Source organism: Janibacter hoylei PVAS-1 (assembly GCF_000297495.1).
In the GTDB taxonomy this organism is placed as follows: Bacteria; Actinomycetota; Actinomycetes; order Actinomycetales; family Dermatophilaceae; genus Janibacter; species Janibacter hoylei.
The window spans coordinates 55,975-78,015 of the sequence record NZ_ALWX01000051.1 but is presented as its reverse complement, the minus strand read 5'-3'; the positions used below and the strand labels follow the sequence as shown (position 1 = coordinate 78,015).

25 protein-coding genes, 3 pseudogenes and 1 riboswitch are annotated in these 22,041 nt (G+C 73.0%); of the genes and pseudogenes, 3 read left to right on the top strand and 25 right to left on the bottom strand.

Annotated elements, in window-relative coordinates:
• Positions 1-79: 79 nt before the first annotated feature.
• From lgt to hisI, 10 genes and pseudogenes are all read right to left on the bottom strand, one after another.
• The gene (lgt, locus tag B277_RS11365) at positions 80-955 is read right to left on the bottom strand and encodes a prolipoprotein diacylglyceryl transferase (RefSeq protein ID WP_007928343.1); all 876 of its coding nucleotides are present in this window, start codon (positions 953-955) and stop codon (positions 80-82) included.
• Positions 952-1,470: a DsbA family protein gene (locus B277_RS11360; protein ID WP_007928341.1), complete on the bottom strand. Its 519-nt coding sequence runs from the start codon at positions 1,468-1,470 to the stop codon at positions 952-954. The genes lgt and B277_RS11360 overlap by 4 nt, the downstream gene beginning before the upstream one ends.
• Entirely contained in the window at positions 1,355-1,750 is a 396-nt protein-coding gene (locus B277_RS17550) for a hypothetical protein (RefSeq protein WP_156811782.1), read from the bottom strand. The genes B277_RS11360 and B277_RS17550 overlap by 116 nt, the downstream gene beginning before the upstream one ends.
• The gene (locus B277_RS11355; RefSeq protein WP_040881362.1) at positions 1,747-2,226 is read right to left on the bottom strand and encodes a MauE/DoxX family redox-associated membrane protein; all 480 of its coding nucleotides are present in this window, start codon (positions 2,224-2,226) and stop codon (positions 1,747-1,749) included. The genes B277_RS17550 and B277_RS11355 overlap by 4 nt, the downstream gene beginning before the upstream one ends.
• Positions 2,223-3,033, bottom strand: a pseudogene (trpA, locus tag B277_RS11350) (tryptophan synthase subunit alpha). Before trpA ends, B277_RS11355 begins: the two are co-directional and overlap by 4 nt.
• A complete protein-coding gene (gene trpB, locus B277_RS11345; RefSeq protein ID WP_007928337.1) occupies positions 3,030-4,253 on the bottom strand; it encodes a tryptophan synthase subunit beta in 1,224 nt (407 codons plus the stop codon). Before trpB ends, trpA begins: the two are co-directional and overlap by 4 nt.
• A gap of 11 nt (positions 4,254-4,264) precedes the next feature.
• A complete protein-coding gene (trpC, locus tag B277_RS11340; protein WP_040881383.1) occupies positions 4,265-5,056 on the bottom strand; it encodes an indole-3-glycerol phosphate synthase TrpC in 792 nt (263 codons plus the stop codon).
• Positions 5,057-5,065: 9 nt separating this feature from the next.
• Entirely contained in the window at positions 5,066-5,656 is a 591-nt protein-coding gene (locus B277_RS11335) for a Trp biosynthesis-associated membrane protein (RefSeq protein WP_007928333.1), read from the bottom strand.
• A complete protein-coding gene (locus tag B277_RS11330; RefSeq protein ID WP_007928331.1) occupies positions 5,653-7,224 on the bottom strand; it encodes an anthranilate synthase component I in 1,572 nt (523 codons plus the stop codon). Before B277_RS11330 ends, B277_RS11335 begins: the two co-directional genes overlap by 4 nt.
• Positions 7,221-7,604 (bottom strand): phosphoribosyl-AMP cyclohydrolase, encoded by a 384-nt coding sequence (gene hisI, locus B277_RS11325; protein WP_007928329.1) that lies wholly within the window; start codon positions 7,602-7,604, stop codon positions 7,221-7,223. The genes B277_RS11330 and hisI overlap by 4 nt, the downstream gene beginning before the upstream one ends.
• Positions 7,605-7,691: 87 nt before the next feature.
• On the opposite strand from hisI, the gene B277_RS11320 reads away from it, so the two are divergent.
• Complete coding sequence (locus tag B277_RS11320) at positions 7,692-8,330, top strand: TIGR03085 family metal-binding protein (protein WP_007928327.1); 639 nt, start codon at positions 7,692-7,694, stop codon at positions 8,328-8,330.
• Here B277_RS11320 and hisF read toward each other — a convergent pair whose 3' ends face one another.
• A complete protein-coding gene (hisF, locus tag B277_RS11315; protein WP_007928326.1) occupies positions 8,331-9,119 on the bottom strand; it encodes an imidazole glycerol phosphate synthase subunit HisF in 789 nt (262 codons plus the stop codon). It lies immediately after the preceding gene.
• A gap of 82 nt (positions 9,120-9,201) precedes the next feature.
• Between hisF and B277_RS11310 the strand changes: the two genes are divergently transcribed.
• Positions 9,202-9,768, top strand: a complete 567-nt coding sequence (locus tag B277_RS11310; protein ID WP_083853751.1) for a nucleoside/nucleotide kinase family protein — start codon at positions 9,202-9,204, stop codon at positions 9,766-9,768.
• On the opposite strand, the gene B277_RS11305 is transcribed toward B277_RS11310, so the two are convergent.
• From B277_RS11305 to B277_RS20505, 4 genes and pseudogenes are all read right to left on the bottom strand, one after another.
• On the bottom strand, positions 9,755-10,189 hold the full coding sequence (locus B277_RS11305) for a PH domain-containing protein (RefSeq protein WP_051988021.1): 435 nt from the start codon (positions 10,187-10,189) through the stop codon (positions 9,755-9,757). The two genes, B277_RS11310 and B277_RS11305, sit on opposite strands and share 14 nt — an antisense overlap.
• Positions 10,177-11,016 (bottom strand): ATP phosphoribosyltransferase, encoded by an 840-nt coding sequence (gene hisG / locus B277_RS11300; RefSeq protein WP_007928315.1) that lies wholly within the window; start codon positions 11,014-11,016, stop codon positions 10,177-10,179. The genes B277_RS11305 and hisG overlap by 13 nt, the downstream gene beginning before the upstream one ends.
• A 10-nt stretch (positions 11,017-11,026) precedes the next feature.
• The gene (locus tag B277_RS11295; RefSeq protein ID WP_007928313.1) at positions 11,027-11,290 is read right to left on the bottom strand and encodes a phosphoribosyl-ATP diphosphatase; all 264 of its coding nucleotides are present in this window, start codon (positions 11,288-11,290) and stop codon (positions 11,027-11,029) included.
• A gap of 32 nt (positions 11,291-11,322) precedes the next feature.
• Positions 11,323-11,907: pseudogene (locus tag B277_RS20505) on the bottom strand (nicotinamide mononucleotide transporter family protein).
• Between the two features lie 126 nt (positions 11,908-12,033).
• Positions 12,034-12,164, bottom strand: a riboswitch (FMN riboswitch).
• Here B277_RS20505 and B277_RS11285 point away from each other — a divergent pair.
• Positions 12,162-12,425, top strand: a complete 264-nt coding sequence (locus B277_RS11285) for a hypothetical protein (RefSeq protein WP_007928310.1) — start codon at positions 12,162-12,164, stop codon at positions 12,423-12,425. It overlaps the preceding riboswitch by 3 nt.
• Before the next feature lie 250 nt (positions 12,426-12,675).
• On the opposite strand, the gene rpe is transcribed toward B277_RS11285, so the two are convergent.
• The 10 genes and pseudogenes from rpe to mihF all read right to left on the bottom strand — a co-directional run bounded on the left by rpe (position 12,676) and on the right by mihF (position 22,038).
• Positions 12,676-13,332 (bottom strand): ribulose-phosphate 3-epimerase, encoded by a 657-nt coding sequence (rpe, locus tag B277_RS11280; protein ID WP_007928309.1) that lies wholly within the window; start codon positions 13,330-13,332, stop codon positions 12,676-12,678.
• 21 nt (positions 13,333-13,353) lie between these two features.
• Entirely contained in the window at positions 13,354-13,737 is a 384-nt protein-coding gene (locus B277_RS11275) for a VOC family protein (RefSeq protein ID WP_007928308.1), read from the bottom strand.
• A gap of 1 nt (position 13,738) precedes the next feature.
• Positions 13,739-15,253: an RsmB/NOP family class I SAM-dependent RNA methyltransferase gene (locus tag B277_RS11270; protein ID WP_007928307.1), complete on the bottom strand. Its 1,515-nt coding sequence runs from the start codon at positions 15,251-15,253 to the stop codon at positions 13,739-13,741.
• Positions 15,250-16,183: pseudogene (gene fmt / locus B277_RS11265) on the bottom strand (methionyl-tRNA formyltransferase). Before fmt ends, B277_RS11270 begins: the two are co-directional and overlap by 4 nt.
• Before the next feature lie 46 nt (positions 16,184-16,229).
• On the bottom strand, positions 16,230-18,203 hold the full coding sequence (locus tag B277_RS11260) for a primosomal protein N' (RefSeq protein WP_007928304.1): 1,974 nt from the start codon (positions 18,201-18,203) through the stop codon (positions 16,230-16,232).
• Between the two features lie 59 nt (positions 18,204-18,262).
• Positions 18,263-19,486, bottom strand: a complete 1,224-nt coding sequence (metK, locus tag B277_RS11255; protein WP_007928302.1) for a methionine adenosyltransferase — start codon at positions 19,484-19,486, stop codon at positions 18,263-18,265.
• Between the two features lie 74 nt (positions 19,487-19,560).
• Complete coding sequence (coaBC, locus tag B277_RS11250; RefSeq protein ID WP_007928300.1) at positions 19,561-20,814, bottom strand: bifunctional phosphopantothenoylcysteine decarboxylase/phosphopantothenate--cysteine ligase CoaBC; 1,254 nt, start codon at positions 20,812-20,814, stop codon at positions 19,561-19,563.
• A 12-nt stretch (positions 20,815-20,826) separates the two neighbouring features.
• Entirely contained in the window at positions 20,827-21,138 is a 312-nt protein-coding gene (gene rpoZ, locus B277_RS11245) for a DNA-directed RNA polymerase subunit omega (protein WP_007928298.1), read from the bottom strand.
• A 25-nt stretch (positions 21,139-21,163) separates the two neighbouring features.
• On the bottom strand, positions 21,164-21,724 hold the full coding sequence (gene gmk, locus B277_RS11240; protein ID WP_007928297.1) for a guanylate kinase: 561 nt from the start codon (positions 21,722-21,724) through the stop codon (positions 21,164-21,166).
• Positions 21,721-22,038 carry an integration host factor, actinobacterial type gene (mihF, locus tag B277_RS11235; RefSeq protein WP_007928295.1) on the bottom strand — a complete coding sequence of 106 codons (318 nt, stop codon included), beginning with the start codon at positions 22,036-22,038 and terminating at the stop codon, positions 21,721-21,723. Before mihF ends, gmk begins: the two co-directional genes overlap by 4 nt.
• Between the last annotated feature and the right edge of the window lie 3 nt (positions 22,039-22,041).

Sequence of the window (22,041 nt, the reverse complement as noted above, 5' to 3'; positions counted from 1 at the left end):
CAGCGTCGGGCACGTCTGGGATCAGGGGGCGTGCGGACGTCGGCGGCCGCGGTGAGTTGAAGTGTAACAGCGGATTGTCTTACCTAGTGAGAGATGATTTCTCACTATCTGAGACCTTGGTCTCGCTGCCAGGGTCGTCGCGTCGACCGCAGACGACGTAGATGACCACACCCAGGACGAAGACGACGATGCTCGTCCAGATGTTGACCCGCAGCCCGAGGATCGTGTTGGCCGCGTCGGTGCGCATCATCTCGATGATGATGCGGCCCACGGGGTACCCGGCCACGTAGAGGCCGAGCACCTGACCGGGGGCGAGACGCCGCCGACGGTCCACGACGAGCAGGAGGATCGCCAGGGCGAGGAGGAAGAGCGACTCGTAGAGGAAGGTCGGGTGGAAGGTCCCGAGGACGACCGGCTCCCCCGCCGCATCGACGACGGCCCGACCCGCCGAGCTGTCCCAGCGGTGGATCTCCAGCGCCCACGGCAGGTCGGTCTCCTGGCCGTGGATCTCGTTGTTGAACCAGTTGCCCCATCGGCCGATGGCCTGCGCGACGACGACACCCGGCGCGACGGCGTCGGCGAAGGTGAGGAACCCCACGCCCTCCTTGCGCAGCCCGAGCCAGGCGCCGAGCGCACCGAGGGCGATCGCGCCCCAGATCCCGAGACCCCCCTGCCAGATCTTCAGCGCGTCGACGGGGTGGCCCCCGTCGCCGAAGTACGGCTGGGGCGTGGTGATGACGTGGTAGAGGCGGCCACCGACGATGCCGAAGGGGACGGCCCACATGGCGACGTCGAGGACGAGACCGGGCTCGCCGCCGCGGTCACGCATGCGACGGTCACCGATCCAGATCGCCGCGGCGATCCCGGCGAGGATGCACAGGGCGTAGGCGTGCAGGGTGAGCGGGCCGAGCTCGATGACCCCGACCGTCGGCGAAGGGAGTGTCGCCGGGATCACGGGGTCTCCTCCAGCTCGGACGGGACCTCGCCGCTGGTGAGGATCTCCTCGAGCCGCGCGGTGTCCATCCGCCCGGTGGCCTCGTCGACCAGGCCGCCCCACTGCAGACGGGTGCCGTCGACGGTGAGCGCCGGGGTGCCCTTGAAGCCGGCCTTGAACGAGGCCTCGTCGACGCTGCGCACGTAGTCGACATAGGTCCCGTCGTCGGTGCACTGCTGCCACGCGTCGAGGGCGTCCCCCTCGAGCCCGGCCTCCTTGGCTGCCTCGGTGTAGGCGTCGGTCGGGAAGCCCTCGGCGGTCTCCTGCTGCGGCTGCCGGGCGAAGAGCGCCTCGTGGTAGGGCTCCCAGGCGCCCTCGTCGGCGGCGCACACCGCGCTCGACCCGGCGACCGCGGACGAGTCACCACCCGTGTTGCTGTCGATGACCGTCTTGAGGTGCACGCGCAGCCGGATCTTGCCGTCCTTGGCCAGGTCGGTGATCGTCGCGCCCGCAGCCTGCTCGAAGACCGCGCACACCGGGCAGCGGAAGTCCTCGTAGAGGTCGACGACGGGGGGCGTCCTTCGGCGGCTTGGCGGCGGCGAAGGGCTCGATGGGCTCCCCCTTCGTCACGCCGTCGGGCAGCTGGCTCGTGCCGGTGGTCGACGCACCGTCGTCACGGCTGGCCCAGATCACGCCGCCGACGACGAGGGCCATCGCGAGGACGATGACGATCCCCGCCACGACGATGACATTGGCCCCGCGACCGGTGGTGCCGGCGGCCGCCTGGGCCTTGGCCTTGCGGTCCTGGGTGCTCATGCGTGCTCCTTGGTGGGCCCGAAGAGAGCCCGGTCGAGGCTGAGGGTCGAGGCCGGTCGCAGGACGAGCCAGACGCCGCACAGGGCGAGGGCGAGGTCGCGGGCGATCTCGCGGCCGTACCGCGTCTCGTCGGTCGCGACCTGACCGCCACCGCCGAAGCAACCGCAGTCGATGGTCAGGCCCCGTGCCCACGCCTGGCCGATCCCGATGACGAAGGCGAGCATGAGCACCGCGCCGAGGACGGCACTCACGCGGGTGAAGAGGCCCAGGACGAGCAGCAGCCCGACGACGACCTCGACCCAGGGCAGGGCGTAGCCGACCCAACGGGCCAGCTCGAAGGGGAGGACCTCGTAGGCCTGCACGGCGCGGGCCGCGCCGAGCGGGTTGCCGACCTTGAGGCCGCCGGCGAGGAGCAGGACCGCCCCGAGCACGAGGCGGAGGAGCAGACCGAGGTGGTCGCGCAGGCGGGCCGTCACGCCCGGCCCCGCACGCCCTCGGCGAGCTCGGCCGTGAGGGTGCGCAGCGCGTCGAGGCCGGCCTCGCGCTCGCGGTCGAGGAGGGTCGCGACGAGGGCCGACCCGACGATGACGCCGTCGGCGAAGGAGGCCACCTCGGCGGCCTGGGCACCGTTGCTCACGCCCAGGCCCACGCACAGGGGCAGGTCCGTGGCCTGGCGAACCCGGGCCACGAGCTCGGGGGGCGCTGCTGCCGACGCTGCCGCGGGTGCCGGTGACGCCCATGGTCGAGGCGGTGTAGACGAAGCCGGAGCAGGCCGCGGTCACGGTCGCGATGCGCTCGGGCGTCGAGCTGGGGGCGACGAGGAAGATCCGGTCGAGGCCGTGGCGCTCGCTGGCCTCCCGCCACTCCCCCGCTTCGTCGGGGATGAGGTCGGGGGTGATCATGCCGGCGCCACCGGCGGCGGCGAGGTCGGCCGCGTAGCGGTCGACACCGCGACGGAGCACGAGGTTCCAGTAGGACATGACGACCGGGACCGCACCCGCGTCACGTGCGGCGGCCGTCGCCCGGAAGACGTCGTCGACGTGCACCCCTCCCGCGAGGGCCTCGGTCGCGGCCCGCTGGATCACGGGGCCGTCCATCACCGGGTCGCTGTAGGGCATGCCGACCTCGATGATGTCGGCACCGGCCTCGGCGAGGGCCGTGACGGCGGCCAGCGAGCCCTCGACGTCCGGGTAGCCGACGGGCAGGTAGCCGATGAGCGCTGCCCGGCCCTCGGCCCGGCAACGGGCGAAGACGTCGGTCAGTGCACTCGTCGCGCCGCTCATGACTGGGTCCCTTCGTCGACCAGGCCGAACCACTGGGCGGCGGTGTGCATGTCCTTGTCGCCCCGGCCGGAAAGGTTGACGAGGATCAACGCGTCCGGCCCGAGCTCCCGGCCGACCTCGAGGGTCGTCGCGAGCGCATGCGCGGACTCGAGCGCGGGGATGATGCCCTCGGTGCGGCAGAGGAGCTGGAAGGCGTGCATGACCTGCTCGTCCGTGGCGTAGCGGTACTCGGCCCGCCCGGTATCACGCAGGTGCGAGTGCTCGGGTCCGACGCTCGGGTAGTCCAGCCCCGCCGAGACGGAGTGGGTCTCGAGCGTCTGCCCCTCGTCGTCCTGCATGAGGTAGCTCATCGCCCCGTGGAGGACCCCTGGCTCGGCGGTCGCGAAGCGGGCCGCGTGACGGCCGCTCTCGATGCCCTCGCCGCCGGCCTCGACGCCGATGAGCCGGACCCCGTCGTCGGTGACGAAGCGGTGGAAGATGCCCATGGCGTTGGACCCGCCGCCGACGCAGGCGATGACGGCGTCGGGCAGGCGCCCGGTGAGCTCGAGCACCTGCTCGCGGGCCTCCTCGCCGATGATCCTGTGGAAGTCGCGGACCATCTCCGGGAAGGGGTGGGGGCCGGTCACGGTGCCGAGGACGTAGTGGGTGTGGTCGACGTGGGTCACCCAGTCGCGCATGGCCTCGTTGATGGCGTCCTTGAGAGTCGCGCTGCCGTGCTCGACCGCGACGACGGTGGCACCGAGGATCTTCATCCGGGCGACGTTGAGCGCCTGGCGCTCGGTGTCGACCTTGCCCATGTAGATCGTGCACTCGAGCCCCATGAGGGCGGCCGCGGTCGCGGTCGCGACGCCGTGCTGGCCCGCGCCGGTCTCAGCGATGACCCGCCGCTTGCCCATTCGCTTGGTGAGCAGGGCCTGGGCGAGGACGTTGTTGATCTTGTGGCTGCCGGTGTGGTTGAGGTCCTCGCGCTTGAGGACGATGCGCGCTCCACCGGCGTGCTCGGCGAAGCGGGGCACCTCGGTGATGATGCTCGGCCGGCCGGTGTACGTGCGGTGCAGCGCCGCGAGCTCCTCGATGAAGTCGGGGTCGACGGCCGCCTTGCGGCGGGCCTCGTCGAGCTCCTCGAGGGCGGGCACCAGCGCCTCGGGCACGTACCGGCCCCCGAAGGCACCGAACCTCCCCGGCGTCGACCCTGCCGGCTCGTGCTGCACGTCGTCCATCCCGTCCTCCGTCATCGTCGGGCCGCCGCGTCGATCATCGACCGGACACCGTCCACGGGGTCGCCCCCGACCACGAGGGCCTCGCCGACGAGGATCGCGTCGGCGCCGGCCCGCGCGAAGAGCGCAGCCTCCTCGGGTCCGCGGACGCCGGACTCGGCCACCCGGACGCACGAAGGGGGGATGAGCGGCGCGAGCCGGGCGAAGGTGTCGATGTCGACGTCGAGCGTCTTGAGGTTGCGGTTGTTGACGCCGATGACCGTGGCGCCCAGGTCGACGGCGCGCGTCGCCTCGGCCTCGTCGTGGACCTCGACGAGGCAGGTCATGCCGAGGGTGCCGGCCAGGGCCATGAGCTCGGCCAGTCGGCGGTCGTCGAGCGCTGCGACGATGAGCAGGATGATGTCGGCACCGTGGGCCCGGGCCTCCCAGATCTGGTACTCGCTCACCATGAAGTCCTTGCGCAGGACGGGCACGTCGACGGCGGCGCGGACCGCGTCGAGGTCGGCGAGGCTGCCGCCGAAGCGCCGCTCCTCGGTGAGTACCGAGATCGCGGTGGCGCCGCCCTCGGCGTACGCGGAGGCTAGCGCCGCGGGGTCGGGGATGTCCGACAGGGCGCCCTTGCTCGGGCTGGCCCGCTTGACCTCGGCGATGACCGAGAGGCCCGGGCGCCGCAGCAGGGCCTCGGCGTCCCGTGGTGCCGGCATGCCGTCGCACTGGCGCTGCAGCCGCTCGAGCGAGGTGACCGCCTCGCGTCCGGAGAGGTCGTCGCGGACCCCGTCGATGATCTGGTCGAGGACGCTGGGCATGTCCACAGGCTAGTCGACGCTCGGGTCGTCCCCGAGGGTGACCCGGTCCCAGTCGGAGTCGACCCGCTCACCTCGAGCGCCGCTGACGGAGTGCGCCTCCGTCTCGGCGCCGGGGCGCTCGTACTTGCTCCCGAGGCCGCCCCACCGACGACCGCCCGAGATGCCTCCGACGAGGGCGACGAGCAGGAGGCCTGCGGCAACCATCGCCACCCAGGGCCAGGCCGTGGCCGACCCGGTGGCCTCGAGGGTGCCGGTACCCCCGGAGTGGGTCGCGGCCACCGAGCCGAGGACGTCGGGAGCCGCGACGACGCAGCGCACCGACAGGGCCACGACGCCGGCGGCGACGAGGCCGAGGACCCCGAGGCAGATCCACCGGGCGACCCGGCCCGACGTCGTCGCGGCGATGGCTGCGGCCATGGCGACGAGCGCGATGCCGGCCAGGCCCGGCGCGGCCTCGGTCCCGACGGCGGCCGTGCGCACCGGGCCCGCGACGCCGTCGACGGTGCCGGTCACCCAGTCGGCACGCCCAGCGGCGAGCAGGACGATGCCGGCCGCGACCGAGAGCAGGACGACGACGAGCTTGCGGCCGAGGAAGGTCATGACGGGCCCCCTGCCGGGCGCAGGGCACGGGCGGCCGCGACGGCCGCGAGGGCGGCGCCCGCCTTGTGCACCGTCTCCTCCTGCTCGAGGCTCGGGACGGAGTCGGCGACGATCCCTGCGCCGGCCTGCACGTGCGCGACGCCGTCCTTGACGAGGGCGGTGCGGATCGCGATCGCCATGTCCATGTCGCCGTGGAAGTCGAGGTAGCCCACGACCCCACCGTAGACACCGCGGCGGGAGCGCTCGTAGCGCTCGACGAGCTCCAGCGCCCGGGGCTTCGGCGCGCCGGAGAGCGTGCCGGCCGGGAAGGTGGCGACGAGGACGTCGAAGGCATTGACCCCCTTCGCCATCTCGCCCACGACCGTGGACTCGAGGTGGATCACGTGGCTGTAGCGCCGCAGGTTCATGAACTCGACGCAGTCGACGGTGCCGGCGTCGCAGACCCGCTGCAGGTCGTTGCGCCCGAGGTCGACGAGCATGACGTGCTCGGACCGCTCCTTGGGGTCGGCGAGGAGGTCCTCCTCCAGCGCGAGGTCGTGCTCGGGCGTCTTGCCACGAGGGCGCGTCCCGGCGATGGGGTGGGTGATGGCGCGCCGACCGGTGACCTTGACGAGCGCCTCCGGCGAGGAGCCGACGACCTCGTAGACGGACCCGTCCGGGTGCGGCAGGCGCACGAAGTACATGTACGGGCTCGGGTTGCTCCGCCGCAGCGCACGATAGACCTCGAGGGCGTCGACCGGGCAGGGCGTCGAAAACCGCTGCGACAGCACGACCTGGAAGACCTCACCGGCGCGGATGTCCTCCTTGGCCAGCTCGACGATCTCCTCGAAGCGCTTGGCGGTGACATCGCTCGTGACGTCACCGCGGGCCGCCTCGGCCACCTCCGGGTCGACGGTGGCCACAGTGCTCGGCGCCGGGGCGGCCAAGCGCTCGGTCATGGCGTCGAGACGCTCGACGGCGTCCCGCCAAGCCTCCTCGACCCGCTCGTCGGTCGCGTCGTAGTTGATGGCATTGGCCACGAGCAGCAGCGTGCCGTCGCTGTGGTCGAGGACGGCGACGTCGGTCGCGAGCACCATGCCGAGCTCGGGGACGCCGAGGACGTCCGGCAGCTCGGCGGGCACCTTTTCCCAGCGCCGGACGGCGTCGTAGGTGATCGCCCCGACCATCCCGCCGGTGAGGGGCGGCAGGCCCTCGATCGGGTCGGTCGACAGGGCCTCGAGCGTCGCCCGCAGGGCGGCCGTGGGGTCTCCGTCCGTGGGGACGCCGGTCGGCGGCTCGCCGATCCAGTGCGCCTGGCCGTCCCGCTCGGTGAGCGTGGCCCGGCTCTGGGCACCGATGATCGACCACCGGGACCACACCCCGCCGTGCTCGGCGGACTCGAGCAGGAAGGTGCCGGGGGCGTCGCCGGCGAGCTTGCGGTAGACGCCCACCGGTGTCTCGCCGTCGGCGACGAGGCGCCGGACGACCGGCACGACCCGACGGTCGCGGGCCAGGACGGTGAAGGTGTCCAGCTCGGGCCACGTCCGGCCGGGCGTCAGATCGGGGACCTCGGCTCCGGGGGCCGTCATGCCCGCTCCCCCACGACCGCGCCGAGGTCACCGGCGTCAAAGCAGGTCCGGTCGCCGGTGTGGCACGCGGCGCCCACCTGGTCGACCTGCACGAGGAGGGCGTCACCGTCGCAGTCCAGGGCCACCGACTGCACGTGCTGCACGTGCCCGGAGGTGTCGCCCTTGCGCCAGTACTCCTGCCGGCTCCTCGACCAGAAGGTCACCCGTCCGCTCGTGAGCGTCCGGTGCAGGGCCTCGTCGTCCATCCAGCCGAGCATGAGCACCTCGCCGGTGTCGTGCTGCTGGACGATCGCCGCGACGAGGCCGGCGGGGTCGCGTCGTAGCCGGGTCGCGATGGGCTCGGGCAGGGGCGTGGTCGAAGGGAGGGACACGCTCGTCATTGTGCACCGCGTCGACATCGCAGCACGCGGCCGCCCGGGGTTACCCTCGAACCTGCCCCTGACGCCGACACCCACCCCGGAGGCACGATGACCCGCCACGCACTCGCCGAGCGCGCAGCCCTGTGCGACACCCTCGAGCGCGTGGGCCCCGATGCCGCGACTCTCTGCGGCACGTGGACGACGGCGGAGCTGCTGGCCCACCTCATCGTGCGCGAGGGTCGCCCCGACCAGGCGGCGGGGATCCTCGCCCCGCCCCTGGCCGGGCGGACCGAGAAGGCCATGGCGCGGCTGCTCGCCGACCACGACTACCCCACGCTCGTCGAGCGGCTGCGGCAGGGACCGCCGCGCTGGCACCCGACGAGCGTGCCGGCCGTCGACGAGAAGGCCAACCTCGTCGAGATGTTCGTCCACCACGAGGACGTCCTGCGGGCCGGTCTGGGCGCGCCCCGGCGCTCGCTCTCACCCGAGATGATCTCCGCGCTCGGTGACCGGCTCAACCTGATGGCCAAGGTCCTCTTCCGCCGCACCCGCGGTGCCGACATCGAGCTCGTCACGGCCAAGCGCCGCACCCGGGTGGGCTCCGGATCGGGGCCGCTCGTCGAGATCCACGGCCGCCCGGGCGAGATCCTGCTCTTCGGCTTCGGCCGTCAGGCAGTCGCCGAGGTCGAGCTCACCGGTCCCCCGGAGGCCGTCGAGATCGTCCGGACCACCCGCTACGGCCTCTGATCAGTCCGCGCGACCCCGCCGCACCGGGTGGCCGGCGGCGTCCAGCGCGTCCTTGACCTCGCCGATCGTCACCTCACCGAAGTGGAAGATGCTCGCGGCGAGCACCGCGTCCGCTCCGGCCGCCACGGCCGGTGGCATGTGCTCGGCCGCTCCCGCTCCCCCGCTCGCGATGACCGGGACCGCCACCTCCGCCCGCACGGCGGAGATGAGCTCGAGGTCGAAGCCGGCCTTGGTCCCGTCGGCGTCCATGGAGTTGAGGAGGATCTCGCCGGCTCCGAGCTCGGCGGCCCGCGCGCACCACTCGATCGCGTCGATCCCCGTGCGCCGGCGCCCGCCGTGCGTGGTCACCTCGAAGCCCCCGACCGGTGAGCCGTCCTCACCCGTGCGGCGCCGCACGTCCGCCGACAGCACGAGCACCTGCGCGCCGAAGCGGTCGGCCACCTCGCTGATGAGCTCGGGACGGGCGATCGCCGCCGTGTTGACCCCCACCTTGTCCGCGCCGCAGCGCAGGAGCCGGTCGACGTCCTCGACCGCACGCACGCCGCCGCCGACGGTCAGGGGGATGAAGACCTCCTCGGCGGTGCGGGTCACGACGTCGTAGGTCGTCGCCCGGTCGGCGCTGCTCGCCGTGACGTCGAGGAAGGTCAGCTCGTCGGCGCCCTGCTGCCCGTACCTGCGGGCGAGCTCGACCGGGTCGCCGGCATCACGCAGGTTGGCGAAGTTGACGCCCTTGACGACCCGTCCGGCGTCGACGTCGAGGCACGGGATGACACGCACGGCGAGAGACACGCGGGGCAGCCTACCCAGCAGGGCGAAGGGAGGACCGCCGCCGGCCACGTGGTGGGCCCGGCCGGCCGCTACGCTCCGTGCGGTGTCCGCCCTTCGCCAGGTCCTCGACCATGCCGCCACCGCACCACCGTCGTGCGGCCGGGTGCACGTCGTGGCCATCGACGGCCGCAGCGGCTCGGGCAAAACCTCGCTCGGGCGCCGGGTCGCCACCGCGTGGGGCGCCCCGCTGGTGTCGATGGACTCGATCTACCCCGGCTGGTCGGGGCTCGCGGCCGGCACCGACCTGCTCGTCGAGCACGTCCTCGAGCCACTCTCCCGCGGCGCCGGGCCCGTCGTCCCGACATGGGACTGGCTCGCCGAGCGGCCCGGACCGGTGCTGCCCCTGACCGTAGACGACCGACTCGTCGTCGAGGGCTGCGGCGCGAGCGTGGGGGCGGCTGCCCCCTTCGCCGGGACGCGGGTGTGGCTCGACGCGCCCGCCGGGCTGCGTCGGGAGCGGGCCATCGCCCGGGATGGTGCGCTCTTCGCGGACCACTGGGACATGTGGGCCGCCCAGGAGGAGGCCGTCTTCGGGGCCGACGGGACCGCGTCGCGGGCACACCTGGTCCTGGGCGGAGCGGACCCGTCCGACGAGGTCAGCGACCGATGAGGTCGGCCAGCCGCTGGGCCTCGTCGACGGACTGCGGCCCGTCGGAGCGTTGGATCGCCATGACGGCGACGTCGAGATCGTCACCGAGGTCGATGCGCGGCCACGGCATCCCCTGCGAGAAGCGGACCGCGGTCATGGACTCCCAGGGGACGAGCTCCCCCGGGCCGAGGTTGCGGACGTACAGACCCTCGGCGGTCGGGCGGGCGTGGATCGTCGCGAAGCGACTCATGAAGACCGCCACCGCGACCCCGATGCCCGCGCAGGTCAGCCGGTCCATGATCCCGAAGCGCTCCGGCAGCGACGCCGCCAGGGCGATGGCCCCGACGAGTGTCACGACGCCGATGACGGCCGAGACGACCCGCCCACGGCTGGGCCTGAAGGCGGCGGCGGTGGCGCGGTCGGGCGCGGTCACAGCCGGCACGCGCTGATCTCGGTGACGAGGATGGCGCGGGCGCCGAGGTCGTAGAGCTCGTCCATGATCCGGTTGGTCCGCCCGCGCGGGACCATCGAGCGCACGGCGCACCACCGCTCGTCGTGCAGGGTGCTGACCGTCGGCGACTCGAGACCGGGGGTCAGCTGGACCGCCTGCTCGACGAGCTCGGCCGGGCAGTCGTAGTCGAGGAGCACGTACTCACGGGCGGTGACGACTCCGGTCAGGCGGCGGTGGAGGACGTCGATGCCCGACTCGCTGGCGTCGCTGCGGCGGATGAGCACGGCCTCGCTGCGCAGGATCGGTTCGCCGAAGACCTCCAGGCCCTGCTGCCGCAGGGTCGTCCCGGTCTCGACGACGTCGGCGATGGCATCGGCGACCCCGAGGGTGATCGCGGTCTCGACGGCGCCGTCCAGGCGCACGACGTCCGCGGTGATCCCCTGCGCCGCGAGGTGGTCACGCACGAGGCCGGCATAGGACGTGGCGACCCGACGGCCGCCGAGGTCGGCGGCTCCGCTCGCCTCGCCGGGGCGCCCGGCGAAACGGAAGGTCGAGCCACCGAAGCCCAGACCCATGACCTCGGTCGCGGTCGAGCCGGAGTCGAGCAGCAGGTCGCGGCCGGTGATGCCGGCGTCGACCTGGCCCTTGCCGACGTAGAGCGCGACGTCGCGGGGGCGCAGGTAGAAGAACTCGACGTCGTTGTCCGGGTCGGCGACGATGAGCTCCTTGATGTCGCGGCGGACCCGGTAGCCCGCCTCGCGGAGCATCTCGACGGCAGGTTCGGACAGGGAGCCCTTGTTGGGCACGGCGATGCGCACAGCGGTCCTCTCAGAGGTGGGTGTAGACGTCGTCGACGGTGAGCCCGCCGTCGATCATGAGCACCTGCAGGTGGTAGAGCAGCTGACTGATCTCCTCGGCCAGCTCCTCCTTGCTCTCGTACTCGGCGGCCATCCACACCTCGGCGGCCTCCTCGACGATCTTCTTGCCGATCGCATGGGTCCCGGCATCGAGCTGCGCCACGGTGCCCGAGCCCGCGGGCCGCTCGGCGGCCTTGCGGGAGAGTTCGTCGAAGAGGGTCTCGAAGGTCTTCACGGGAGACCAGCCTAGTTCGCCGCAGGCCGCAGCTAGGTCGCGGGTTCAGCGTCCGGACGCTCGCTGCGCGAGGCGCGCAGCCACACGACGAAGCCGTAGAGGACGAAGGCGGCGTACACGGCGTAGAGCACCGCCGTCGGCAGGTAGCCGCTGTGCCACAGCAGGGGCACGCCGACGAGGTCGACCCCGATCCAGATGAGCCAGAACTCGTTCCAGCCGCGCGCCATGGCGTAGGTCGCGAGCAGGGAGCCCATGAAGATCCAGGCGTCCGCGACGTGGTACCAGCGCGGGGCGGGCCAACCGGCACCGAGCATCGTGAAGACCTGCTGGGCGACGGCCACGCCGAGCACCATGGTGACCACGAGCCCCGCGCGCTCGCCCCAGGTGGCCCCAGCGGGGGGGTGATCGCGTGGGCGTCACCCGTGTGCTGCTCGCGCTTGACCTGCCGCCAGCGCCACCACCCGTAGAGCGAGGTGATGATGAAGAAGATCTGCCGGGCCGACTGCCCGAAGAGGGGGCGCCTTGTCGTCGACTCCCATCGTGATGCCGATGTAGACGAAGAAGAGGATGACGTTGCCGACGATCCCGATGGGCCAGGCCCACACCTTGCGGAGCATCCCCCCGACGGCGGAGGCCAGGCCGAAGCCGATGCCGATGACCTCCATGAGGGAGAGCCGGTAGTCGGCGATGTCGACGCCGGCCGCGTAGATCCATTCGATGATGGACATGGGTGATCCGATCCGCACGCGCCGCTCTCGTCCGGACTGTCACCGTCGGCCCCGGGGTTCTTGACCGGAGTTCACCGCCTGCCGGAGCAGTCGGGTCGCGGGCTCTCACCGCCGGTGCGGATTTTCACCGCGTCACGTGGCACGTGCACGACCATTGTGCGAAGGGAGCCCACCGCTCGGCAATTCGGTGGCCGCGTGAGTCGGGCCACGGATCCGCCGGCCGCACCTCATGCGGGCGGTCGCGGACGCGGTGCAGCTGCTGTGCGCTGCTCGACAACGAGGTCGCCGACCGGCTGGAGTACGACGAGGAGGGGTCCTCCTTCGTCCCGGAGCGCGGGTACCCGCAGGCTCACGACGTCGCGCTCGACGTGGCCACGGGCATCTGCGTCGAGATCCACGCCGTATAGCGACGAGCTCTTCGCCGAGCGCGGCCGCTGGCAATCTCGCGCCGCAGGGCTTCGGAGGCGCTGACTCGCCCGCGGCCACAGCGTCTCGACGGGAGGTGGTGGCGTTGATGTCACCCGACGGCAGTGGTGCCGCCTGGTTGCCCGGAGGAGGGGGACCAGGTGGCACCGACGCTCCCAACTGCGCAGAGCCCTGCCCGTCCACCGCCGTCCGCTCCACCACCCGAGTGACGGTTGCGGGCCGGACACCAGGTCAGTGCTGGTGCCCCCGGGCGAGCTCGCGCAGCTCGTCGACGGCGGCGGCGGCCGACTCGGCGCCGTAGACGGCCGACCCCGCGACGAAGACGTCGGCACCCGCCTCGGCGCACTGCTCGATGGTCTTCGCCGAGACGCCCCCGTCGACCTGCACCCAGATGTCGCCGCCGTGCCTGCGCACGGCCTCACGCACCTGCGCGACCTTGGGCATCTGGTCGGCCATGAAGGACTGCCCGCCGAAACCCGGCTCGACGGTCATGACGAGCACCATGTCGAGCTCGGGCAGCAGTTCCTCGTAGGGCGCGAAGGGGGTCCCCGGCTTGATCGCCATCGACGCACGCGCCCCCTGGGCTCGGATGTCGCGGGCGAGCGTCACCGGGTCCGCGGCGGCCTCGATGTGGAAGGTGACGCTCTGGGCACCGGCCTCGGCGTACGGCGGGGCCCACCGGTCGGGGTCCTCGATCATCAGGTGGCAGTCGATCGGGATCGGGCTCACCTTGAGCAGCGACTCGACGATCGGCAGGCCGAGGGTGAGGTTGGGGACGAAGTGGGCGTCCATGACGTCGACGTGCGCCCAGTCGGCGTTGCCGATCGCGCCCAGCTCGGACTCGAGGTTGGCGAAGTCTGCGGACAGGATGCTCGGGGAGATCTGCACGGGGGTCCTCGTGGTGGTGGGTCAGGCCTGGTGGATGGACAGGATGTTGCCGACGCCGTCCTCGATCTGGAAGTGCAGTCCGATGACGTCCTGGGTCAGCTCTTCGCGGACGACGACGTCGCCACGGTCACGCAGCCGGTGGTACTCGCGCTCGACGTCGTCGACGGCGAGCATGAGCGCGGCGAGCCCGGCGCGCAGCTGGTGCTCGGACCAGGCCCGGGTCGCGTCGTCCTCGATCGGCTCGAGGTTGATCTGCGCACCCATCTCCCACCCGCTGCTCGGGCCGAGGATGCACAGGTCGTGCGCGGGCACGACGAGGACCTCGCGCAGCCCGAGCACCTGCGTGTAGAAGGCGTGGGCCCGCCGGACGTCGGTGACGTGGAGACCGGTGACGAGGACGCGCACGTCAGGCCCGCTTGCGCAGCATCGCGAGGAACATGCCGTCGGTGCCGTGCACGTGCGGCCACAGCTGCGCGTGCGGGCCGTCGCCGAGGCCGGTCAGCTCGGCACGCGCCGTGCCGGCGAGCAGCTCCCGGGCGTCGAGCACCTCGACGTCGTCGCGCTTCTTGAGCACGTCGCGGACGACGAAGGTCGTCTCCGACAGGTGCGGGCTGCACGTCGCGTAGGCGATGACGCCGCCGGGACGGGTCGCCTCGATGCCGGCACGCAGGAGGTCCCTCTGGAGCGGACCCAGCCCGGCGAGGTCACCGGGCTGACGGCGCCACCTGGCCTCGGGCCGGCGGCGCAGCGCCCCCAGGCCGGTGCACGGGGCGTCGACGAGCACCCGGTCGTAGGTCTCGGGCTCGTCGGTGCCGACCTCACGCCCGTCACCGGTCCGCACGACGATCTCGCGGCCGGCCCCACCGGCAGCGGCGAGCGCCGGGCGCAGGCTCTGCCGCACCAGCTCGGTGCGGTGCTCGCTCACCTCGTTGGCGACGAGGTCGGCTCCCTGACGCAGCGCGAGGGCGGCGAGCAGGCCGGCCTTGCCGCCGGGGCCGGCGCACAGGTCGAGCCACCGCTCCGGTGCGCCGTCGTCGCGCGGGGTGACCGGCGCGGCAGCCAGGGCCAGGGCGAGCAGCTGGCTCCCTTCGTCCTGGACGGCCGCGCGGCCCTCGCGGACGGCGTCGAGATCACCGGGCGCGCCGGACTCCAGCTCTGCGGCGAAGGGGGACCACCGCGCGGGCTGCGCACCTGCGGCGAGCAGCTCGTCGACCTCGGCGAGTCCGGGGCGGGCGACGAGCGACACGTCGGCCGGCACGTTGTGCGCGGCGAGCAGCTCCTCGACCTCGGCGTCCGCGCCGTCGGGCGTCGTCACCCCGTGACCGATGAGGGCCTGCCGCAGCGCCTTGACGACCCACACGGGGTGCGACTGGGCGATGGCCAACCGCTCGGCGACCGGCTCGGCCGGGACGACGACCTCGAGCCACTCGTCGCGGCTGCGCTCGCCGATGCGCCGCATGACGGCGTTGACGAGACCGGCGGCCCCCTGACCGGCGACCGATCGGGCCAGCGCCACCGACTGGTCGGCAGCGGCGTGCTCGGGCACCCGCATGCCGAGCACCTGGTGGGCGCCCATGCGCAGCACGTCGAGGACTCCCCCGTCGAGCTTGTCGACCGGGCGCTGCGCCGCCTCGGCGATGATCGCGTCGTAGAGCCCCTGCATCCGCAGGGTGCCGTACGTGAGCTCGGTGGCGAAGCCGGCGTCGCGACCACTCAGGCGCGCTCGCCGCAGCGCCCGGGGCAGCTCGAGGTTGGCGTAGGCACCGTCGTGGGAGACGGCCCGCAGGACACCCAGGGCGGTGCTGCGCGGCAGGTCGCCCTGACGGGAGCGTGCCGAGGGTGCGGTCCGGGACTTCTGGCGGGGCCCGCGGTGGCCACCTTGGCCGCGCTGCTCGCGCCCGCCGTCTCGTCGCTCGCTCATGCCGACTCCTCCCCGAGGCGCTCGCCGTCGTCGATCCGTACCCCGCGGGCCCAGTCGGCCGCCGGCATGGGCTTCTTGCCCAGGGGTGTCACCTCGCCGAGCCGGACCGCCCGGTCGGCGGTCCCCACGAGGACCTCGCGCTTGCGTGCCTCGATGGTGCCGGCGGGCAGGCTCTCGTCGGTGACCGTCACGGGTCCGACCTTGAGCCGCTCCCCGCGGAAGGTCGTCCAGGCCCCCGGTGCCGGCGTGCAGCCGCGCACGAGCCGGTCGACGGCCAGAGCCGGGTGGGTGAAGTCGATCCGGGCGTCGTCCACGGTGAGCTTCGCCGCGTGGCTGATGCCGTCGCCCGACTGCGTCTGCGGCTCGAGGTCGCCGGAGGCGATGCCGTCCATCGTCGCGACGAGCAGGGCTGCGCCGGCGTCGGCGAGCCGGTCGAGGAGGGTCCCGGAGGTGTCGTCGGGGCGGATCCGCTCGGTCATCGTGCCGAAGACCGGGCCGGTGTCGAGGCCGGCCTCGATGAGGAAGGTGCTGGCCCCGGTGATCTCGTCGCCGGCGATGAGGGCGCGCTGCGCGGGGGCCGCGCCACGCCATGCGGGCAGCAGCGAGAAGTGGAGGTTGACCCAGCCGTGCCTCGGGATGTCGAGGACCTCGGCGGGCAGCAGCGCACCGTAGGCGACGACCGGGCAGCAGTCGGGCGCGAGCTCGGTGAGCCGGGCGACGAAGTCCTCGTCGGTCGGCCTGGTCGGCGTGAGCACCTCGAGGCCGGCCTCCTCGGCGACGACTCGGACCGGGGAGGGCTCGAGGCGCCGGCCCCGTCCGACCCGGGCATCGGGCCGGGTGACGACGGCGACGACCTCGTGGTCGGAGTCGAGCAGGGCACGGAGAGAGGGGACGGCGACCTCGGGGGGTCCCGGCAAAGATCAGTCGCACCCGGGGCAGTCTAGATGCCCGGTCGCGCCCGTCCACGTCGCCCGGCTCACCCTGTGGTGAGGTGCCCGACCTTGACCGACGTCAGCTCGTCCGCCTTGCGGGCGCTCTCCCCCGCGCGCACGTCCTTGAGGGCCGCAGCGACGAGCGGCCCGTCGGCGAAGGGCGCGGTGATAACGAGCCGGCGCCGGTCCTCGGAGCCGGTGACCGGCAGCGGGCCGAGCAGCTGGGCGGCAGGCGCTGCGGCACGCACCGCGTGCTCGATCGGCTCGATGCGGCGGCGGTCGGTCACCACCTCGGCGGTCCACGTCGTCGGCGGCAGCGACAGCTCCACCCGCTCGGCGATCTCGCGGGCCGCAAACCACTCGGGGTCCCAGCGCACGAGGGCCTCGACGGCTGGGATCGTCGCGTGCGTCGGCGCCCCGCAGAGCACGACGACCCCGCCGTCGGTCCACGGGCGGGCCAGTGCCGCGGCCGTGATCCAGCGGCGCACCGCCTCCTCCCCCGCCCGCAGGTCGGGTCGGTCGAGGCTCGCCCAGGCGTCGAGCAGCAGCACCGCGGTGTAGCCCCCGTCGGCGACGGGCTCCGCGCCCGGCGTGGCGACGACGATGGCGGGCTCGGCGCCGACCCCCTCCTGCACCTCCCCCGCGCCCGAGGTGATGACCCGGGTACCGGGGAAGGACCGTCCGATCTCCTCCGCCGTCCGCCGGGCACCGATGATCCCGGCGCGCAGCCGGTCGCCGTCGCAGTGCGGGCACTCGAATCCGCGTGCACTCTTGCCGCACCACCCGCACCGGGGCGCCTGGTCGGGGGCGGGCAGGGCGAGCGGTCCACGGCACTCGGGGCACCGTGCGGGTGCCCGGCAGGTCGCGCACGACATCGCGGGCAGGTAGCCGCGGCGCGGCACCTGCAGGAGCACCGGCCCGTGCTGCAGCCCGGCCGAGGCGGCGCGGTGGGCCGACGATGGGATGTGGGCCCGGGCTCCCGGCCCGTCGCGTTCCTCGTCGAGGCCCTCTCCCGCGACGACGACGCGTGGCGCCTCGCGTCGCGGGGTCGACCCACCGACGAGGTGCACCCGCCCGGCGTCGACGAGCGCCGCCACGTCGGTGGACATGGCGAGGCCACCACCGAGCACGGCGCAGCCCTCGACGTCGGCCCGGGTGAGCAGGACGTCGCGGACGTGGGCGTACGGGGCCCGGGGCTCCTCGTGGAGGTCGTCACCGTCGTCCCACCACGCGACGAGCCCGAGGTCGCGCACGGGGGCGTAGGCAGCGGCACGGGTGCCGACGACGACCCGGACGTGCCCGCGCAGCACCTTGAGCCACGAGGTGTAGCGCGCCTGCGGCCCCTGGTCGGCGGTCAGCCGGACGTGCTGGTCGCGTCCGAGCACCTCCGTCAGGGCCGCGTCGACGCGCGCGACGTCCCGCTGGTCGGGAACGACCAGGACCGCGCCCCGGTCGGACAGGAGGGCGGCACGGGCGGCCTCGGCGAGGGCCCGGGGCCAGTCGGTCTCCGTGGGCCGCGAGGGCGCGGCGAGCCAGGCCGCCCGCGGTGACTCCCCCGTCGCGACGCGTGACCACCACGCCGCACCGGCGCGGTAGCCGGCCCACACCCCGGGCACCTCTGCGGGCGAAGGGGGGATGCCCCCTTCGTCGCGCGGGTCCGCCAGCGGCTCGAGGGGCAGCGCCTTTTCGGCTCGGGCGTGCCGCGGCGGGATGGCCAGCCGCAGCACGTCCATCACCGTGCCGGCCTGGTGGCGGGAGACCCGCCGGGCCAGCTCGAGGACCTCGGGGGTGAGGACCTGCTCCGGCGAGACGACGGTGCGGATCGGGGCGAGTCGCCCCGTGTGCTCGGCGACGTCGCTGCGCTCGACGACGTAGCCGGCCAGATCGCGACCGGCGAAGCGGACCTTGACCCGCACGCCGGGCTGGGCGGTCTCGTCGAGGTCCTCGGGCACGAGGTACTCGAAGGGCCGGTCGAGATGGACCAGCCCCGAGTCGACGAGGACCTGGGCGACGCGCACGCGGACAAACCTAACCGGGCGGGGTGTCAGCGACACCCCGCCCGGCCGGTGGCCGTGGATCAGGCTCGAGCAGCGGCCTGCAGGGCCTCGACCTTGGTCGTCTGCTCCCACGGGAAGGGGTTGTCGTAGCCGGCGGCCTCGGTGCGACCGAAGTGGCCGTAGGCGGCGGTCGGCGCGTAGATCGGGCGAAGCAGGTCGAGCTCCTCGACGATCGCGAGCGGACGCAGGTCGAAGACGGAGTTGACCGCGGCCTGGATCTTGTCGACCGGCACCGTCTCCGTGCCGAAGGTCTCGATGTAGAGGCCGACCGGCTGGGCCGCACCGATCGCGTAGGCGACCTGGACCTCGCAGCGACCGGCGAGGCCGGCGGCGACGACGTTCTTGGCGACCCAGCGCATGGCGTAGGCGGCCGAGCGGTCGACCTTCGACGGGTCCTTGCCGGAGAAGGCGCCGCCACCGTGGCGGGCCATGCCGCCGTAGGTGTCGACGATGATCTTGCGACCGGTCAGACCGGCGTCGCCCATGGGGCCGCCGATGACGAACTTGCCCGTGGGGTTGATCAGCGTCCGGTAGCTGCTCGTGTCGAGCTCGACGCCGGAGTCCTTGAGCGCGGCCATGACCGGCTCGAAGACGTGCGCCTTGATGTCGGCCGGCAGCTGCGTCTCGTGGTCGATCTCGGCGGAGTGCTGGGTCGACAGGACGACGGTGTCGAGGCGCACGGCCCGGTCGCCGTCGTAGTCGATGGTCACCTGGGTCTTGCCGTCGGGGCGCAGGTAGTCGAGCTCGCCCGACTTGCGCACCTCGGTGAGCCGCTGCGAGAGCCGGTGCGCGAGGAAGATCGGCAGCGGCATGAGTTCGGGGGTGTCCTGGCAGGCGTAGCCGAACATCAGGCCCTGGTCGCCGGCGCCCTGCTTGTCCTTGGGGTCGACGCCGCCCGTGCGGTTTTCGTACGCCGTGTCGACGCCCTGGGCGATGTCGGGGCTCTGCGCGCCGATGGAGATGGAGACGCCGCAGGAGCGGCCGTCGAAGCCCTTGTCGGAGGAGTCGTAGCCGACGCCCTCGGCGATGACCTTGCGCACGAGCTGCGGGATCTCGACGTAGGACTCGGTCGAGACCTCACCGGCGATGTGCACGAGACCGGTGGTCACCATGGTCTCGACGGCGACCCGGCTGCGCGGATCCTGCTCGAGCATCGCGTCGAGGATCGAGTCGGAGATCTGGTCGCAGATCTTGTCGGGGTGACCCTCGGTCACCGACTCGGAGGTGAAGAGACGTCCGGACACGCAGAACTCCCAAGTTCGTCGAGGGACGGCCACATGACCGTCCGGTAGGGCCCGGCCAGTCTAAGCACCCGGGCTCAGTCGGCGACGACGGATCCCACGATGACGTCCCAGATGCCGTGCGACACCTCGGTCTTGCTCGCCGGACCGATGTCGACGACGTCGTCGCTGCCCCGGCGGAGCACATGGACCGTCGTGTCGTCGGCACCGAAGGTCTTGTCGACCCCCACCTCGTTGACGACGAGCAGGTCGCACCCCTTGCGGGCGAGCTTGGCGCGGCCCAGCTCGAGCACCGACCCGGTGGCGTCGCCGGTCTCGGCGGCGAAGCCGACGATGACGGGCGAGGTCGCGCAGCCGCGCGCCTCGACGAGCCCGGCGAGGACGTCCGGGTTGCGGACGAGCTGGATCGTCGGTGCCGCGTCGGGGTCGGCCGGGTCGTGCGTCTTCTTGATCTTGCTCGCGGCGTACTCGGCGGGGCGGAAGTCGGCGACGGCGGCCACCATGACGACGACGTCGTGGTCGGGGGCCCGGCGGGTCATCTCGCCCTGGAGGTGGAGCGCGGTCTCGACGGGCACGACCTCGATGCCCGCGGGCACGGGGAGCACGAGGTTGGCCGCGACGAGCGTGACGTGAGCCCCCCGGTCGGCCGCGGCCTGCGCGAGGGCCAGGCCCTGCTTGCCGGAGGACCGGTTGCCGAGGTAGCGCACGGGGTCGAGCGGCTCGCGGGTCCCGCCGGTGCTGATGAGCACCCGACGGCCGGCGAGATCGCCCTGCCCCGCGACGGGGACGTCACCGGTGCGGCGATCGCCCTCGAGGGCTGCCAGTGCGGCGTCGTGGATCGCCTCCGGCTCGGGCAGCCGCCCGGGGCCGGTGTCGGACCCGGTGAGCCGCCCGGAGGCCGGCTCGACGACGGTGACCCCGCGCTCGCGCAGGATCGCGACATTGGCCCGCGTCGCGGCGTGCTCCCACATCTCGGTGTGCATGGCGGGAGCCAGCACGACGGGGCAACGGGCCGTGAGCAGGACATTGGTCAGCAGGTCACCGGCCAGCCCGTGGGCCGCCTTGGCGAGCAGGTCCGCCGTCGTCGGCGCGACGACGACGAGATCGGCCTCCTGACCGATCCGCACGTGCGGGACGTCGGTGATGTTGCTCCAGACATCGGTCTGGACGGGGCGACCCGACAGGGCCTCCCACGTCGGCGCCCCGACGAAGCGCAGCGCCGCATCGGTCGGGACGACCGTGACCTCGTGGCCGTCCTCGGTGAAGAGGCGGAGCAGCAGGGCAGCCTTGTAGGCGGCGATGCCGCCACCGACACCGAGGACGATGCGCACGGAGGGAGTCCGTCAGGCCTCGTCGGCGACGGGCGCGTCGGAGACGGGCGCCGGGGTCTCGCCCTCGGCGCTGGCCTCCTTGGTGAGCAGGCCCTCGTTGATCTCGCGCAGCGCGATCGACAGCGGCTTGTCGTGGACCTGCGCGTCGACCAGCGGGCCGATGTACTCGAGCAGACCCTCCTGGAGCTGCGAGTAGTACGCGTTGATCTGACGGGCACGCTTGGCGCCGTAGATGACCAGGGCGTACTTGCTGTCCGCCTTGGTCAGGAGGTCGTCGATCGGCGGGTTGGTGATGCCGATGGGGTTTGCCGTGGTGCCGGACACGTCGAGGTGGTCCTTGTCGTCGGGGTCAGTCGGATCTCATCAATGATACGAGTTCCTCCGCCGCACGACGAATGTCGTCGTTGACGATGATGTGGTCGAACTCGTTCTGCGCCGCCAGCTCGACCTTTGCGGTCTCCAGCCGGACGGCCCGCTCCTCGGCCGTCTCGGTCCCCCGCCCCTCCAGACGACCCACAAGCTCGTCCCAGGACGGCGGGGCCAGGAAGACGAACCGGGCCTCCGGCATCGACGCCCGCACCTGGCGCGCACCCTGCAGGTCGATCTCGAGCAGCGGCAGCCGCCCGTCGTCCAGTGCCGCCGCTGGACCGGCCCCCCTCGGGGTGCCGTACGAGGCCCGGCCGTGGACGACGGCCCACTCGAGCATCTCGCCGCGGGTGACCATGTCGGCGAAGTCGTCGCCCGACATGAAGTGGTAGTGGACGCCGTCGACCTCGCCGGGTCGTGCCGGCCGGGTCGTCGCCGACACCGAGAGCCAGACCTCGGGGTGGTGCTCGCGGATCCAGGCCGCCACGGTGCCCTTGCCGACGGCGGTGGGGCCGGCGAGGACGGTCAGTCGGGGGGAGCTCATACCCGGGTGAACCTCTCGAGGAGTGCGGTGCGCTGACGTGGTCCGAGGCCGCGGACGCGGCGGGAGGACGCGATGCCCAACTCTTCCATGACCAGGGCAGCGGTCGCGGGCCCCACCCCCGGGAGCGACTCGACGAGAGTCACGACACGCATCCGCGCCACCGCGGGGTCGTCGCCGCCGGCGCGCAGCACCTCGTCGAGGCCGACGCTGCCGTGCTTGAGTCGCTGCTGCAGATCGGCCCGCGAACGGCGCGCGGCCGCGGCGCGGGCGAGGGCCTCGGCACGCTGCCGTGGGGTGAGCGGCGGCACGGGCACGGG

Bases quoted from the DNA above. Each gene is read 5' to 3' on its own strand.
- hisI (WP_007928329.1), bottom strand. From the start codon at position 7,604: ATGACGAGCGTGTCCCTCCCTTCGACCACGCCCCTGCCCGAGCCCATC.
- B277_RS11330 (WP_007928331.1), bottom strand. From the start codon at position 7,224: ATGACGGCCCCCGGAGCCGAGGTCCCCGATCTGACGCCCGGCCGGACG.
- B277_RS11320 (WP_007928327.1), top strand. From the start codon at position 7,692: ATGACCCGCCACGCACTCGCCGAGCGCGCAGCCCTGTGCGACACCCTC.
- trpB (WP_007928337.1), bottom strand. From the start codon at position 4,253: ATGGACGACGTGCAGCACGAGCCGGCAGGGTCGACGCCGGGGAGGTTC.
- trpC (WP_040881383.1), bottom strand. From the start codon at position 5,056: ATGCCCAGCGTCCTCGACCAGATCATCGACGGGGTCCGCGACGACCTC.
- B277_RS11335 (WP_007928333.1), bottom strand. From the start codon at position 5,656: ATGACCTTCCTCGGCCGCAAGCTCGTCGTCGTCCTGCTCTCGGTCGCG.
- B277_RS11270 (WP_007928307.1), bottom strand. From the start codon at position 15,253: ATGAGCGAGCGACGAGACGGCGGGCGCGAGCAGCGCGGCCAAGGTGGC.
- B277_RS17550 (WP_156811782.1), bottom strand. From the start codon at position 1,750: ATGAGCACCCAGGACCGCAAGGCCAAGGCCCAGGCGGCCGCCGGCACC.
- gmk (WP_007928297.1), bottom strand. From the start codon at position 21,724: ATGAGCTCCCCCCGACTGACCGTCCTCGCCGGCCCCACCGCCGTCGGC.